The organism is Phocaeicola sp. (assembly GCF_057861905.1).
In genome coordinates, this window is the sequence record NZ_DBMACV010000079.1 from 1 (window position 1) to 15642 (window position 15642).

17 protein-coding genes are annotated in these 15642 nt (G+C 43.3%); 3 read left to right on the plus strand and 14 right to left on the minus strand.

The genetic code is table 11. The annotated features are described in order from the left end of the window. The 5 genes from ACZM60_RS12705 to ACZM60_RS12725 form a co-directional block, all read right to left on the minus strand. Positions 1-2420 (minus strand): Eco57I restriction-modification methylase domain-containing protein (locus tag ACZM60_RS12705; protein WP_489521687.1); only part of this gene is annotated, 2420 nt, incomplete at its 3' end. 8 nt (positions 2421-2428) lie between these two features. Then, complete coding sequence (locus tag ACZM60_RS12710; RefSeq protein WP_195600678.1) at positions 2429-5722, minus strand: helicase-related protein; 3294 nt, start codon at positions 5720-5722, stop codon at positions 2429-2431. A 247-nt stretch (positions 5723-5969) separates the two neighbouring features. Next, positions 5970-7178, minus strand: a complete 1209-nt coding sequence (locus ACZM60_RS12715) for a tyrosine-type recombinase/integrase (protein ID WP_195600677.1) — start codon at positions 7176-7178, stop codon at positions 5970-5972. 1 nt (position 7179) lies between these two features. Further along, entirely contained in the window at positions 7180-7602 is a 423-nt protein-coding gene (mobA, locus tag ACZM60_RS12720) for a conjugal transfer protein MobA (protein ID WP_489521688.1), read from the minus strand. A 280-nt stretch (positions 7603-7882) separates the two neighbouring features. Continuing rightward, a complete protein-coding gene (locus tag ACZM60_RS12725; RefSeq protein ID WP_195600675.1) occupies positions 7883-8350 on the minus strand; it encodes a DUF3408 domain-containing protein in 468 nt (155 codons plus the stop codon). 450 nt (positions 8351-8800) lie between these two features. Between ACZM60_RS12725 and ACZM60_RS12730 the strand changes: the two genes are divergently transcribed. Both ACZM60_RS12730 and ACZM60_RS12735 read left to right on the plus strand, forming a co-directional pair. Then, a complete protein-coding gene (locus ACZM60_RS12730; RefSeq protein WP_195600674.1) occupies positions 8801-9112 on the plus strand; it encodes a helix-turn-helix domain-containing protein in 312 nt (103 codons plus the stop codon). 39 nt (positions 9113-9151) lie between these two features. Then, the gene (locus ACZM60_RS12735; RefSeq protein ID WP_195600673.1) at positions 9152-9457 is read left to right on the plus strand and encodes a helix-turn-helix domain-containing protein; all 306 of its coding nucleotides are present in this window, start codon (positions 9152-9154) and stop codon (positions 9455-9457) included. A 226-nt stretch (positions 9458-9683) separates the two neighbouring features. Here ACZM60_RS12735 and ACZM60_RS12740 read toward each other — a convergent pair whose 3' ends face one another. Genes ACZM60_RS12740 through ACZM60_RS12750 form a run of 3 tightly spaced genes read right to left on the minus strand, consistent with a single transcriptional unit; the run spans position 9684 to position 12541 of the window. Beyond that, positions 9684-10058 (minus strand): virulence RhuM family protein, encoded by a 375-nt coding sequence (locus ACZM60_RS12740; RefSeq protein ID WP_195600672.1) that lies wholly within the window; start codon positions 10056-10058, stop codon positions 9684-9686. A 28-nt stretch (positions 10059-10086) separates the two neighbouring features. Further along, complete coding sequence (locus tag ACZM60_RS12745; protein WP_489521689.1) at positions 10087-11298, minus strand: site-specific integrase; 1212 nt, start codon at positions 11296-11298, stop codon at positions 10087-10089. A 13-nt stretch (positions 11299-11311) separates the two neighbouring features. Continuing rightward, positions 11312-12541, minus strand: a complete 1230-nt coding sequence (locus ACZM60_RS12750) for a site-specific integrase (RefSeq protein WP_195600670.1) — start codon at positions 12539-12541, stop codon at positions 11312-11314. A 51-nt stretch (positions 12542-12592) separates the two neighbouring features. Between ACZM60_RS12750 and ACZM60_RS12755 the strand changes: the two genes are divergently transcribed. Then, on the plus strand, positions 12593-12985 hold the full coding sequence (locus tag ACZM60_RS12755; RefSeq protein WP_489521690.1) for a tyrosine-type recombinase/integrase: 393 nt from the start codon (positions 12593-12595) through the stop codon (positions 12983-12985). Between the two features lie 63 nt (positions 12986-13048). Here ACZM60_RS12755 and ACZM60_RS12760 read toward each other — a convergent pair whose 3' ends face one another. The 6 genes from ACZM60_RS12760 to ACZM60_RS12785 form a co-directional block, all read right to left on the minus strand. Beyond that, the gene (locus ACZM60_RS12760; RefSeq protein ID WP_489521691.1) at positions 13049-13411 is read right to left on the minus strand and encodes a pyrimidine dimer DNA glycosylase/endonuclease V; all 363 of its coding nucleotides are present in this window, start codon (positions 13409-13411) and stop codon (positions 13049-13051) included. 3 nt (positions 13412-13414) lie between these two features. Then, positions 13415-13978: a hypothetical protein gene (locus tag ACZM60_RS12765; protein WP_489521692.1), complete on the minus strand. Its 564-nt coding sequence runs from the start codon at positions 13976-13978 to the stop codon at positions 13415-13417. 84 nt (positions 13979-14062) lie between these two features. Beyond that, complete coding sequence (locus tag ACZM60_RS12770; protein ID WP_489521693.1) at positions 14063-14425, minus strand: hypothetical protein; 363 nt, start codon at positions 14423-14425, stop codon at positions 14063-14065. A 61-nt stretch (positions 14426-14486) separates the two neighbouring features. Further along, positions 14487-14714, minus strand: a complete 228-nt coding sequence (locus tag ACZM60_RS12775; RefSeq protein ID WP_117702077.1) for a hypothetical protein — start codon at positions 14712-14714, stop codon at positions 14487-14489. Positions 14715-14820: 106 nt separating this feature from the next. After that, positions 14821-15060 (minus strand): hypothetical protein, encoded by a 240-nt coding sequence (locus tag ACZM60_RS12780; RefSeq protein WP_489521694.1) that lies wholly within the window; start codon positions 15058-15060, stop codon positions 14821-14823. 259 nt (positions 15061-15319) lie between these two features. Further along, positions 15320-15532: a hypothetical protein gene (locus ACZM60_RS12785; protein ID WP_489521695.1), complete on the minus strand. Its 213-nt coding sequence runs from the start codon at positions 15530-15532 to the stop codon at positions 15320-15322. Positions 15533-15642: the final 110 nt, after the last annotated feature.

Genomic DNA, 15642 nt, shown 5'->3' on the forward strand with positions numbered 1-15642 from the left:
ATTTTTCTTTTAATACTCTGCTCAATCGGGGATAATATAACCCAACTATCAAAAGATTCAAAACGGCATTCTACTGACTGTTGCTGAACAAAATCGCTCAAATTCTTTAAGCTATCTTTGTTCAGTTTGTCAGTAACTGCACAGCGTGTTTGATATTCATTCTTTTCCTTGCCGAAAATCAGGATATTCGTATCAACCGTAGCATTATCAAAAATCTTTACTCCAGCAAAATCAATTAAGTATTTAGGATTTGTATGCTTTGCGAAGAATCCTCTCGTTTTTTCTCCATATCCTGCACGCATCCATTTATTGGATGTAATAAAACAGAGATGCCCTTGTTGGCATAAAAGCTGCCAACCTTTTTCATAGAACAAGCAATAAATGTCGCCAGTCTTAGCAAATGTCTGGAATCGGCAATCTTCATATAATTTTGCCAACTCTCCACCATTATTCTGTAATTGGATATATGGCGGATTGCCAATAACGATGTCAAATCCGTTTTTATCATCATCTCTGTTAAATACATCACTAAACCAAGTATGCCAGAGGAAGAATTTGTTATTCTCAGCAAGATTGATTTTCTTGAGTTGTTCAAGAATTACAGGGTCGTAAGCCTGTGCCTCCAACTGTTTGTTGATGGTATCGGAAATATCTTGCTGTAACTTTACCTTTCTATCGTGGTCGCTACAAGAGTAATATGCCATTAAAAGCTGAAATACCCTTTTTTGCAAGCGATTTTTCTCATCATCGAAAAGTGTGATTTCTCCTTTATCTTTCTTATGCCCTTTCTCATAAGTGAGTTTGCTCAAATCCACTCCCATAAAACTCTCGATTAGTGAGTTTCCTTGCATAATCTTATAATCAAGGTTTGGCAATGGCGATGGTGTTTCCTCATCAACCACAATTGAGAGCCAGAAACGCAAACGGGCAATATCAACAGCCCCTTTCTCAATATCCACACCATAAATATTGTTTTGGATAATGCTCTTCTTTATTTCGGCGCGGTCGTAACGCTCGCCGCTCAACGCTTCACGACAATGCAACAATTCATTAAGCAACCCCATAGGGAATGCACCCGAGCCGATGGCCGGGTCACAAATTTTTACTTCTTCAAGTGCAGTAAGTAGTTTAGGCTTCTTATTATCAGGAATATCCACAACTCCTTCTTCGGGCGAAAGAACAAATTGGCGAATCTTCTCTTTTGCTATACTTGTATTGGTTTCAAGATAAGCGATGAGAGATTCCTGACACATATAGCGTACTATCTCTTTCGGGGTATAGAACGCTCCTTTATCCTTGTTGTCTTCAAGCAAGTTCTCGAAGATTTTACCCAACATTTCAGGGTCAACACCGACCTCGGCATCATTAGGGTCGTTTTCGTCAATGGTAAAGTTGTATTCACTGAAGAATTGGAACAGGCGTTTGAAGTAATCAGCAGGGAAACGGCTTTCAGGCTCATCCTCCTCATCACGCTCAAACAAACCGCCATTGAGGTATGGAATATCTTTCCACTCATCAAGCAGTGACTTATCCCAACCGTAATCAGCGAACAGAGCTTCACGCTCGGCTGGTTTAGTGTTCAGGATACCGAAAAATAACGGTTCAAGCACCGAATCAAGATAATCGTCCTTATACGGTGAGTTCTTAAACATATTCTGCATATAGTTGAGGTCTCCACACATCCATCCTTTGCGTTGCAAGAAGTGCAGGAATGTGATTCGTCCCATCATCTTCTTCACATAGTCACGAATCTTCTTCTCGTTATGGTTAAATGCCTGCATCAATGCAGTGTCAGGCTCGCCAAGTATTTTTTCTTCCCACTTGCTGCCAACCTTGACAAAACGCTTACCCGTAATATATTGGATAAAGTCGGCATATTGCTCACGGTACTTGTCGAAGAATTCATCAGAGAGGGCTTCAACGGAAAATGCAGTTTTTAAATTCTCAAACGATATGCCTTTCTTCTTTAAGAAATTGAAACGTTCGATGGGTGTCCTGTACAACAAATCATCACTGCCGAATACGTATGTGTATCGTTTAGGCGATGTCGCTTCACCCTTAATGTCACAAATAAATGACAAACGCCAATGGTCGCCACTGTCAAATACAACTAATGCCGCATCAAATTCTCCCCAAGTGGGATTGATGAATGATTTTACGAGATTGCGAAGTCCTATACGTTTGTTTGCGACAGAGCCTTGACGGATATTATAGTGGAACAAGCCTATACGGTAGCTGTCGGAAGTGTTTATGTTTCCTAAATAATAGCCTTCATCCGAAGTGCTCTCAATTATTCTTTCGGGTTTCTCTTTCAATTCGCTTGCATTGAAAAAATATTGCAAAAAACTGTACCATTGTGCCAAGTTGAATGATGATTGGAACAGGTTTCTTAAACTGTCTGAAGTATATATAATTGCCATAGTGATATTTACTTAAAGGATTCTGAAATAATAATTTGTGGATTGGAAATGTCTTGTGCATCGTGGCGTTGCTCCTTGTTCATGGTCCGGTACTCGCCAATCAGTTCCGAAATTCTGTTTTGTAAACCATACTCGTCTTGCTTCATCCTTGCACGGTCGTTCCTGTATTCACGAGACAAGGCTTTCAAGTAACGAGGCAGCTGGGCATAGATACCTTCATTGATATATCCCATCAGCACATCGCATTGCGATTTCAATTCACTGTCGGTTGTTATCTGCTTGATGGTACGCAAGAACTTGTTGGCTTCAAGCGAAGTCTTGTCAAGGTCGGAGCGGTTGATTGATGATGTATCGGCTGCCTCCACATATTCGGTCGTATATTGAGCCAATGCACTGTTTACGTGCTTGTAGTGCTGCTCTTCTTTGGAGAATGGCACAGGCTGTTCTTCGGGTTTCGCTTTGAGATATTTTACCGCTTCAAGAAAGTCGATAACCTCTACACCGGTGGCTGTTGCCAAATAGAACTCCGTCTTGACATTGGAAGAAACAAATATAATAGACTTACCGCTATGCTTTCCAGTATCACGCATTACACGGCTCTTCATTGGCAGTGCCTTGATTTTGTGATACAGTTTGCGGTCGCTATTATAGAGTTCACGCACCTCACGCAATAGGGCAATTTTCTTGTCAATGCTATCCTTTACATTGTTATCGAACATCCGGAACTCCTTTACAATCTCCTCTTTGGAGTAGATTTGTGCATCTTCGCCAAATGCCGAATGGAAACCTTGCAACTTGACAAGGGCATTCTTATATAGCTGAATTTCTTTATCGCCCTGTTGAGACGGGTAGAACATATAGTTGTAAATGTTGGGAGCAACCGAGCCGATACGGTTTACACGACCGATGCGCTGCATTAATCGGGTAGCGTTCCAAGGCGAATCGTAATTGACAATTACATTGGAGCGATGCAAGTTCACACCTTCCGCCAACACATCAGATGTAATGATGATGTTGTACTCCATAGACTCGCAGTCAAAGTTTGCATCAAAATTCTCCTTGATGGTCTGCCCCAAACGGTTGCGGTTGGCTGCCGTAACCATCAAAACATCGGAACGACCGATTTCCTTTGTAAGTCTATCGTACAAATAATTCAGTGTATCCACGCTCTCTGAGAACAACACAAGTTTGCCCGATGGATTTATCTCTTTATCGAAGAAGTTATGGGTAAGGTTTTCTCGGAACTTATCGAATTTTGGGTCGTCATTCTCTTTCTCCCAATCAGCATTGAGTTGCTCCAATATATCACGGTCATGGTGGAGCATTTCAAGAAATTCAGAAGTGAATGCATCGGCAGGGAAGAGAATATCCTCAACTGCATATCCCTTGGTAATGGCATACTCGATAATCTCATCAAGCTCCATATTCTTTGCTTGCAGGTCTTTTACCTTCAAGTCGGGAGCAATGATAACTTTGTCTTCCTCGAACATCTTAATCATATCGGTTGTGATACGAAGAAGTGTACGGAGCGATTTTTTGAAAGCATAAAAACTACTTTCCAATCGCTTCACCATGTGGACACGATAGATTCCGGCCAATGTCTGACCGATATGTACGGCATTCTTGTACCTGTTACGGTATTCTGGCTTCAAGAATTCCACCGCACGATAACGGGCATAAGTCAGTCCCTTACCCTCCGGATTTTCATCTGTTTTTCCATCGGTCAATTGTTTCAACGTTTCGTAGAAACGATTACTTGTGTCGGAATCCATCACGTACTCCAATTCGTTAGGTGGCAGAATATTGGGGAATATGATGCCTTGCGACCTGATGTCTGCCCTATAATCAGGGTCATTTAGAATGTTGTTGCGTGTACGACGAACTGTTACCTTGTCGATAACCTTACTGCGGATTTGCTCATATATTTTATCCACTTCGGATGTAACATCACGCTTATCACGTTCACGCATCAATCGCTTGTACTCCAAGATATATTCCGAGAAGAAGCCTTTGAGGTTCGGAACTCCATCAATGGTACAGCTCTGGCTGTTTTGGAACAGCAACAATTGATTCTGTAAATCGTCGGGACGGTTATTGAGTGGGGTTGCTGAAAGAAGCATCACTTTCTTTTGCGAACTCTTCAACAAGCCCATATTCATGCAAGGAGACTTGCATATCTTCTGTAGTTCGTCATACTTGCCCGAACTGTCGCTACGGAAACCGTGCGCTTCATCGACAATAATCAGGTCAAACTCTTCTTTATCCTTGTAGTTGTTTTTACTTTCAAGGACTTTGGACAGACTGCCATTGGTGACAAACTGTGCTTTTTTGTAAATGCCGAACAACTTGAATGTATTTCTCCAGTTGTCTTCCAAAGCAGGAGGATAAACAACAAGGATATTGGTGTTTTTGCCGTTAGCCTCTACAAATCGCTTGGCTATCATTGTGGCAATCATTGTCTTTCCAAGACCTACAACATCGGCAAGGAACAAACCGTTATGCTGCATCAGCATTTGATAGCCTTGAATAACGGCATCTTTCTGATATTTCAAATCCTTAACACCATCGGGCAACTGAATGGAAAAATCATCTTCCACTTGGTCGCCAAAAGTATCGATAAGCACTTTGATATAAAGCTCGTACGGAGTTGGCTGATAACCCAAGTATGTCTTTTCCTTGTACTTGTTAATGTCATCTGCGGTAAGGGGAACAGCCTCGTTCCATAAAGTCCAAAATTCATCGGAGCAATACTTCACATCGTCAAAGTCTTTCATCGCCACATTAAGTTCGTATTGTGGCGGTTGCTTAATTCCTAAACCAGAATCAGAGATATTTGAAGAACCCATAATAACCCAACCATCGCTGTGTTCACTATGATTCTGTGGTAAACAGAGATAGAATTTGGCGTGCAGGTTTTTGGTAGCGTGGATACGCATCTGTAATCGTCCTGAAACAAGGTCTTCGCACATCTGCAAAATACCTTCTTCCACTTCGGGAGCATATTGGGCATTAACAATATCTTCTTTGAAGCCGTTGTGGTAGATCTCCTTTGCCTTGTCCTCATTGGCCAGCATTAGAAGTGTCTTGTTATGTTTACGGAAAATATCATCTATGTTGATACCAACCAATATCTTGATTTCTGATATATCACCTAATTCCTTACGCAATTTAAAATATCCTGATGAACGGAAGAAACCTACAACCGCCAAGAAGCGGTCGAATGTTGCCATCTCCGATGCAATACCTTTCAGCTTGTCAAAAAGCGTATTGCCTAACGTATTGTTGAAAAACTTTGTACTCATAATGTTGGTGCCTATTGTCTCTTGCCAAGAGACGGATATTATAGTGCAAAGTTAAGCAAAACAATGATTTTCAGGATATAGAACACTGAAAATCTTGCCTATTGCCATGCTTTTGTTTTGCGAGAGAATCTGAATGTTTTGCGAAAGTTATTCTGAAAATAGCTAAACATGACTATATATCAATAAGATAAGCCAATTTGTCCGTCTCTTGGCAAGCGTTGGACAGATTCGCTAAACATCTACCGATTCACAGCAAATCCAGTATCTTCTTATTGGCTTTATCCACCACAGTAGTATCCAACGATGCAAGATAAATCTGCGTGGTGTTCTCAGAATCATGCCCCATACCCTCGCTGATGACAGAGACTGGCACATTACGGCTCTTGGCGATACTTGCCCACGAATGCCGACCGACATACATTGTCAAGGGTATTGGCAAATCCAACTGCTTCCCGATTTTCTTCAACAAATGGTTTACTCGGTGAAGTTCGTTGGCATATTGCTTCCGATAATCTTCGTCCCATTTTGTAATGATGGGGAGCAGATGCTCCGTTTCGTTTATCGGATATTTGTCAAGAATCTCTTGCATACACTTTTCCCATTTGATGAACAGTTGCTGTCCCGTCTTCCGTCTGCGGTATGAAAGAGTGCCGTTCTGCAAGTCTTTCTTTCTCAGATAAGCCATATCAATGAATGACATTCCCCTTGTATAGAAACAGAACAGGAACATATCACGGGCATAATCAAGATTGGGCTTCAATGACAAGTCCAGTCCTTTGATACGTTTGATGTCATTGAGTGATAAGGCTCGCTTCATGGTTTTCTCCACTCCTGTATAAACGGACTTGAACGGATGCCGTTGCTCCGTCAGTCCATTTTCCACTGCACGGTTATAGACCGCTTTCAGAATACGCATATAGAAGGATATGGTGTTGGGCGTATTTCCCCTGCCTTTCAAATAAGCCTCGTACTCTGCCAATAAATCCACATTAAATTGGTCAAACAAGGCCTCTGTGTCATTCATAAAACCGCTAAAACTTCTGAGGGCAGCTGTATAGGTTTCCGAAGTGCGTATTTTCCCCAAGCGTTTCAGTCTTGCTATCTGCTGGCTGATGTAAGCGTTAAACGATAACTCTTGCCTGTTGTCATGAAAGTGTGCGACTATATCATCCGTCACAAATGTGCCGGATTGGGATAACGTGTGTATAATCTTATTCAACCTGTCCTTGTCCCATCTGATACGGGAACTTATTGAAAGTAGATAGTTATTCCGTCCATCCTTATTTGAAACAAGATGTAAATTGACCGTTTCGGAATGACTGTCCCATTCCGAAACGAAAAGTTTATACTCTGTGTTTATCTGTCTGACCACACGGTTGTGGATGACCTGATAGTAGAGTGTACCCTCCCTGCCGTTTACGGTGGATGGGCGAAACTTGACCTTAACCGATGCCATATCAGTCCGATTGGGATTGGTAACACTTCTGCATCTCCCTCGAAAGCTCCACAATCTCCCGACTTAACTTTACAAGGTCAATGGTATGCTTCTCCAACTTATAGAGTAGAGCCATCGCCTTCTTCTCCGAAAAATGGCATCGCAGCTCTTTGACTACCTGATTATAGTTCATGCCGATGGCACAGAACTGGGCGTGGAAGTCCGACAGCTTGGTGTAGTAGTCCAGCATCGTCTTGTCTACTTTCAGCACTTTGAACTTCTTTCCGAAGAAATGCGCCTTCAGAAAGACGGCTTTCGCATACACCTGTGACTCTTCGTACATCGTGAGGAACTTGTTCCATTCCTCATCATCGAAGCGCACCATCACGCAGTGCGTCTTCGGGTTCAATTTGGGATTTCTCCCGTACTTGTTGTTCTTTTTCATGCTTCTTATTCTTTCAATTTTATAGTTTATCCTTTGTTTAATCATTGATTAATTAACCCCGAAATTATCCGACTTCGGAGGATAATTCTGCCCACGGTGGTGCAAGGGTTTTCAGTTACTCCGGTACATCCGAGTAACTGAAAACATACCTTGCTGTGTCTTTGAGGACACAAAAATCCTCCGCCTGTCGGATTGATTTCCGAGTGTAATAACTCACTTTGTGTATCGGTCGAACCGATGGAGTGCATCCAACGGCTCAACCTGTTCCACCGTAATCCCGTCAGAGTTTGCGCCATTGCTCAATGTCATTCCGGTAGGCATCGAGGTGCAGGCGGACAAGGTTCTCTATAAGTCCGGATGCGCTCATGCCCTTCCCTCCGAGGTAACGGACAACCCTGTCCAGCTCGTCACGCACCGTCTCACTGACGAACACGGGCTTGCGGTTGATAATTTTGGGAACTTTGAGATAGGTGGTGCGGTACTCATCCAAAGACAGCCTGCGCTGTTTGCCACTGATGCGCTTCTGCGGCATTGCCGCTTCTTCGGTCGCCACTCCTGACGGTTCATCTGCCATAGGAATTTCTGCTTCTTCCGTGACGGTCTTGCCGGGCTGTTCCGGCTCCTCCGGTTCCAGACCGATACTCCTGTAGAAGTCGTCTATCGACTTGGAGGTGTAGGGCTCCCTGCGCCCCATTTTTTCCACGATTTCACGAGCTTGACGCTCTGTAATGTTTGGTTCTTTTTTCATTGTAAAAACAAATTGATTAAGTTATTGAATGTGGTCTTGGTCTATACCTCGACCGATTATCGGGAGCGAAGTAAGGTGCTTTAATGCAGTCAGTCAAGCACTTGGATTCTCTTAGGCATTTTTGTACGGTTTTGCTTTATGGGGACTGACAAATTGGTGCGGACTTCACCGATTTGCCGGATATGAATAGCTAAAAGGACAAAGTACGATTGGGGGCTATTTTAAATTAAGCCCTTATTTTGGCTGTGGCTTCTTTATAAGACATGGGAATTAAAGGCTGAACGGAAATCGTATTCCACCGGCTTGCTCACAGATAACCGGCAAGCAGTAACTCGGACAAACGCTACCATATCGGAGCAACACGCTGCCACTTTCGGGAAATCCATTGCTGGGCAGTAGATTATGTATTTCTTTGCTGCAAAAGAAACAATAACAACAAAAATAATGTATATGGAAATCGTATCAATTGAAAGAAAGACCTTTGAAGCGATGGTCGCCAAGTTTGAACATTTTGTATGCCGCATGGATGCCATCTGCCAAAGGCACGGAAAAAAGACAATGAGCGAGTGGATGGACAATCAGGACGTGTGCCGGATGCTTAACATCAGCCCACGCACATTGCAGACGCTTCGGGATAACGGCACGCTGGCTTATTCACAGATAAACCACAAGACGTATTACCGTCCCGAAGACGTGGAACTCATTGTCTCCGTTGTGGAGGATAGAAGAAAGGAAGCGAAGTTCAAAGGAAAGACTATATGAATGAAATATAATGACAATACCCACTAAATCCAGAGTAATATGAATGAGTTGATTAACAAGGACAACAAGTGGATAATCCACTTTATGGGCAGTCTTGACCGACTGCTTGATAATGTAGAGCACCTGACCGCCAATTACCGCCCGACATTGGGCGGTGAGCGTTTCTTCACTGACAAGGAGGTGTCGGCACGGCTGAAGGTGAGCCGCCGGACACTTCAGGACTACCGCAATGAAGGGCGTATCGCCTATATCCAGTTGGGCGGTAAAATCCTCTACCGTGAATCCGACATCGAACAGATGCTGAATGACGGTTACCGCTCCGCCTACCGACAAAGGATAACTTGATTTTTCTTGAAGAAGTGCAGTTTGCCGTATGCCCTGTATTGCGGCAGCAATAGACTTTCGACAAAAAGAAAAAAGGAACGGCTTACAGACGAAGCGCAGTATTGACACTTCATCCGTAAGCCGTTCCTTTTCTGCTCTTATATAATACCCATCAGTTGCTTGTTTTTCGTTGTCGGATACCTTTCAAGCGTGTGGCAACAGAAACAAGTGGCTGACGGGATGAACCTCAACTATTCCATCGGTTATTACTCCTGCCACAGGAAACAAACAACGTAACAGGCGTTTCTCTTTTGGTGGTGCTGATTTCATTTATTACAAACCGTCTGAACAAAGCACTTTCTTTACTGCATATCCTGAATGCAATGGCTATAACCATTTCAAGGTTGTAAACGTCATAACTGATACCATTCGGTTGTCTGACATATCGCATCGTATCGGCTTCATTCAGTTCATTGTTCTTATAGATTGCCCGTATCGTCTTGCGGACATCGTACGAGAACACCCCGAACAGGTCGGCAATCTCAAATTGCATCATCCATACGGGTGCGGTCGGCATAGTGACTGCACCCGTTTCACTGATTGTTATTATACCTATACTCATAATCCCTTTATTTTATGATGATTATCTGCTATTTCTTATTTTCGCCAGCCGATATTTCCTTTCTTCGTTCCATCAGTTTGTCCATATCTTTGGAAATTTTATCATCGGTTATCCGTGCATATCCCTGTGTCGTCCTGATATTGGAGTGTCCCATCATCTTGGCGATACTCTCAATGGGTATATCTGCCGAAATCAAAAATGTTCCGAAACTGTGCCGACTTTGGTGATAGGTCAAGTTTTCCTCTTTCCCTATGGTTATTCCCAACTCGTGAACCTCAAACCATAGGGCATCACGGTTGGGAAGAGGAAACACGGGCTTCTCGTCATCGGTCGTGTTGTACAGCGAAAATATCCGCTCCGCTATGGGATGTAAGGGTATGAATGCCTCCACCTTTGTCTTTTTGCGGTTGATGCGGATGTACCGTCTGCCATCAGCGTTTGTTCCGATATGGTGGGGATGAAGAAGTTTGATGTCCACATACGCCAGTCCCGTCAGGGTGGAAAATATGAAAGCCCGTCTTGCCAGTTCCATACGCTTGTCATACATCGGTGTGGAAAGTATCTTCTTGAACTCCTCACGGCTGATGTACCTGTGCCTTGCTTCCGGCTTTGTCTCATACTCCAAGTCCTCACAGGGATTTACACGGAGAATCTCCTTATCGACTGCCAGATACAACAGGCGGTTCAGCCAACGCAGGCAATGATTGGTCTGGGAAACCCCGAAGTTCTTGCATTTCTTCAAATGGGCTTTGTAGGACTTGCCGAAATCCTCCGTCACTTCTTCAAGGGGAATGTCCTTTTTACCGATGGACGTAAGAAAATCCGTCAGGTACTTCTGATAATACATTGAACTTCGATAGGAAGAAGTCGAGTCTATTTCCTCGGAATGCTTCTTCAACCGTTCACGTTCCCATTCTCCCATCTGTAGAAGAGTGGTCGGATGGATGTTGTTCAAGGATATGTGGTTCTTCAAAATCTCGGCACTGACCACGCCTTGCGATTTCAGTATTTCATTGTAGGCTTCCTCTGTCAGTCGTAAATATTCTCGTAAGCGGTTATTTTCCCTTACGGATTTAATCTCGTTTTTCTTGCTGTTCCATTCTTCCGGTCGGCAATAAATCCCCGTACTGATGGCAGTCTGTTTGCCGTCAATGGTTATGCGGCAGAGTATGGCGGTCGTACCGTCAGCCTTTACTTTGCTGCGGTTAATGTAGGGTAAAAGTGAAAATGTACTTCGCATATCGTTTCCTGTATTAAAGAATTAATTGAAAATCTTTGGTGGCTTCTATGAACTTGTCCATGTCCTCGAAAAGTTTCTTCGGGCTGACACGGGCATAGACCTGTGTTGTGGAAATGTCGGAATGCCCCAGCATCCTGCTGATGGTTTCTATCGGCACACCTGCTTCAAGCGTAATCAGCGAGGCGAAGCTGTGCCTCGCCTGATGATAGCACAAATCATCCTTGATGCCTGCCAGTGCCGCCAACGCTTTCATGTGTCGTCTGAGATTTGACCAATGCAGCAAAGGGAACAGGGTGTCCCTATCCTCACTATGATATTTTTCAATCAGCGCAATCGCTTCCGGTAACAGTTTCACACTGGCACGAAGTTCGTTTTTCTTTCTTCGATACTTCAACCACAAAGCACCGTCCTCATCCGTATATAGGTTCTCGTGGGTAATCGAGACAACATCCGCATAACAGACCCCGGTGTAGCACCCGAAGAGAAACATATCCCTTGCCAGTATATGGGATTTGCGGTAAGCGGGTATTTCCACATCACGGATTTTCTCAAACGATTCACGACTCAATGCCCGTGGTGTCGTTTCCGTCTTCTTTGGTAAGGTAAAATGCTGGAAGTGGATTCTGTCGGCATATCCCTCCTTATACGCCAGACGGCATATTTTCTTCAGGATGGCAAGATGATGGCGGACGGTATCAATCGCATAACCCTTATTACCGGTGGCAAATGCCTGATAGTCGTGGATGAACTGCTCTGTCAGTTGTCCAAATGCCAAATCTTTCACCTTGTACTTGGTCTCGATGAACTCCCCGATTGTCAGGCGCATATAGTGATAACCGGGATAAGTCCCTTTTGCCCTGTCTATGCCGATACGGGCTTTGAGGTCATCGCAGACGACATCCGTCATTCGCATGAGCGTCATTTGTGTTTCCATGCTGCCCTGAAAAAGGTCTTTCACATCGGTGGCATCGAAATCAATCTTGCGCTCCACAAGATTGTCGAATGCCGTGTTTACCGCCAACAGTAACTTTTCAATCTTGGCATTGATCTCAACCGCCTCCTTGCTTTTGCCGTTCAGACGGCTTTCACGTGGATTCCATAATTCGGGAGTGCAGGACAGTTTGCATCCGAACTGTGCCATTGTCCTGTTTACCGTGATGCGTCCCATGATGGGAGCTTTTCCCGACTTGTCCGGTCCGCTCTTTTTGAGGTAGAGCAACACCTTGAATTTTTCTACTTTCATACGCTTATATTTTTTAGTGCAAAATTACTTGCCATATAAGCGTTCCTTGATATGCAAAACACTGTGTATGAGTGCAAACAAAACGGTGAGGTTTTCTTTTCATCGCTTTGCGTTACCTCTTTCCGTTTCGGTAACCGCCCGGCTAACGGTTTGGTAACTGAACAACCTCAATATTCCGTTGTCGTTTGCATTTTCCACATTTTGCAGAATACAGAAATACAGCTCATTTCAAACGACTTACGTTTAATCTTTACCTATTCACTATTACTTGCTTCGCCTTGTATATTCCATGTGGCACGACATACCTGTGCTTCTCGATTAATTAATAGGGACATTCCTATTACGACAATTCAGCAAGTTATAGGTCATAGACAAATAAGTATGACGATGATATATGCCCGAATTAATGATAATGCTTTTGTCCGTCAGCTGCAAAAATTATAATTAAATTTATATATTTGTATTGTAATAAAGGCTATTCAGTATTGAATAGCCTTTATTTATTTTTTAATCACTCGAGTGGGAGAACTGCGGGTACAACTCCGGCGCTTTGGTGTAGAGCCGTCTGGCGTGCTGCCGGCAGAAGTCATCTGTGACGAACGGCGGACGGATGTCATCTGCCTGACGGCTGATTGCGCTGGCAGCTTTCATGTCACCCTGCTGATAGGCCATCAGGCAAGAGCGGTAGAGCTGGATCCATTCCTTATACGGACGATACATTCGCGTGGCCGGATGGTTGAGCCATCCTTTCCCCTCTCCGTCGATGGCACGGAGTATCTGCGCGGCTTCTATTATCTGCTTGTTGAACCGACGTTTGTCAAGCTGTCTGGCAGTTTGCAGACAGCTTGGTGATGGCAGGAATATTTGCATGGCTTAATCGAGATTAAGTTTGGTACCGAATATCTTGTTGGCCCAGTTCAATGCCAACTGAATGTTTTTTCCCTTGAACTCCCAGGAGCGTCCGTCCCATTTCCCGATTTTTTTCAGTCCCTTGACAAATTTCTTGTCGTAGGGCGAAAAGATGCGAATCTTGTCGGAATAGACTTCTACCTTCAGCTTCCCTTCTTCAATCACACGCTCCGGCGTTTCCCTGGGTACGTCGAACTGGAATCCAATGTCAAGCAGGTAGTTTATCCCGAATCTGTCTTCTGTGGAGAACGAAAGGCCGTTGTGATTCTTGAATATCACATAAACTCCCTGGAACTTGGCCCACCAGATTGTGATAGAATTTACTTCTTCCTTGTGGAAGCTGAGCGAATGAAGAAACTCGCTCATGTATTTGTCTTTATCCGGGTCTTCGTAGATGCTGTCCACGTTTATCCAGTCGGCTGTGAGCCTGTCCAGATTCCCTAACAATATGCCGGAACGCAGATTTTCGTTGCGTATTCCTGTCAGTTCTTCGCCAAAATTAATCAGAGGTAAACAATTTTTTATCATGATATTAGTGCAGTGTTTGTACGTGTTGCCCCCACGGTTAAATGATGATACAAATATAGTTTTTTATTAGCAGACGGAAAAGGCTTACCGTCTGTTTCCTTCCTCGATACGAGAAATAATTTCGGCATACACCTGCGGTGTAGTGGCCGGATCTTCCGTATCGCTGGTTCCGATCTGCCGGACTACCACTTCACAACCTAGGTAGTGCGCCATGCGGATGAAGTTCACGATGTGCGTGTCTTTCCCGCGCGAGATGTCGCGGATGGCTTCGTAGGATACGCCCGTATCCTTGTCGGCCGTCATGAAATACACACCGCAAATTTCAGCCCGATCGAACAGGAAATCACCGATAGCCTGTGCCGATTTCATCGCGCTGTCCGGATAAACCGGGGGATGTTTCGGAAGTTTCAACGCACGGTGGATGTTGTAACGGCGGTATCTTACCACCAGGTAGCCCGCGAAAAGCAGGACGCAGATAACTGAGAAAATTGTTGTTCCGTCCATAATTTTACTCTATTTCGTTTAAACTTTCAATTGATTCTTCAATGCTTGAAAGGGCTTCTTCCATATATTCTATGTACTCTTGCATCCGCTCTCCTTTTTCTGATTCCTGGAAAGACTCAGGGAGGTTGTCAAAGGCTTCCTGTTCTTCGTCTTTGAGTTCTTCAAGTTCCTCATATACTTTTCTCAACGACTCTCTTACGTCTTCGATTTCTTTTCTTCTTTTCTTATTCATACGTTTATAATTTAAAAATGAAGAAGGCCGGCGGGGTATTACTCTCCGTCGGCCTTTGATCTAACTTAAAACTTCGCTTCACAGCGGCAGGAAATTATGATTATTATCATTTCAGAAAACATAATCCGCAACGGTATTCTTTCTTATCTTCCGGAACTTCATATTCAAGCAGGTATTCCGCAAAGAAATCTTTCGCTTCCTGTTCAGTTCCGTTTACGTCTTCACAAGCGCTGTCGTCTAAAATTATTTTCCCATCACATACAAGACGGTAGTATCCGCTTATGGACTGTTCGCATTCAAAATTCTTTCCTGTTGCTTTTACTACATCCTCAAAACTAGCTTTCATGACTCTAAACAGTTTTTTCCGTGTGCCTCACGATTTGATTAAACATTTGTAGTCCGAAAGAGTATTACCTCCGCCGGACTTGTTCTAACTTAAAACTAACTTGTGGAATTATTTTATAAACGCTTTATATGTATTTCCCATACTAAAAGTTTGACGTTGTAAATATAGTTATTTTTCACAAGTAGCCGAAGGAAAATCACTTTTCCTACGGCTGATTTACTAACTTAAAAACTAACGCTTCACAGCGTGACCGATGGAATTATAGTATCCAATCAATTTTTTCTAATTCTTCTTTCTCTTTTGGAGTTAATGAACACAGAAAATCACAATTACTATAGTATTCACCATTTTCTTCCGGATCTGAAAATGCACTTTCAGAAGCACTAACTATTTTCTGTATGGCATAATATAATTCTAAACTTATACCAGTTATGCTTACCGTCCCGTTCTTATTAAATCTTGTTCTGCTCATAATTCTTTTCGGAATTATCTACTTTAATCTTGTATAATTGAGATATTCTTCGTACCTTTGTAGCATAAATGATAAGAGATATGAATTACTTTGAGTTTACAAAGAGATTT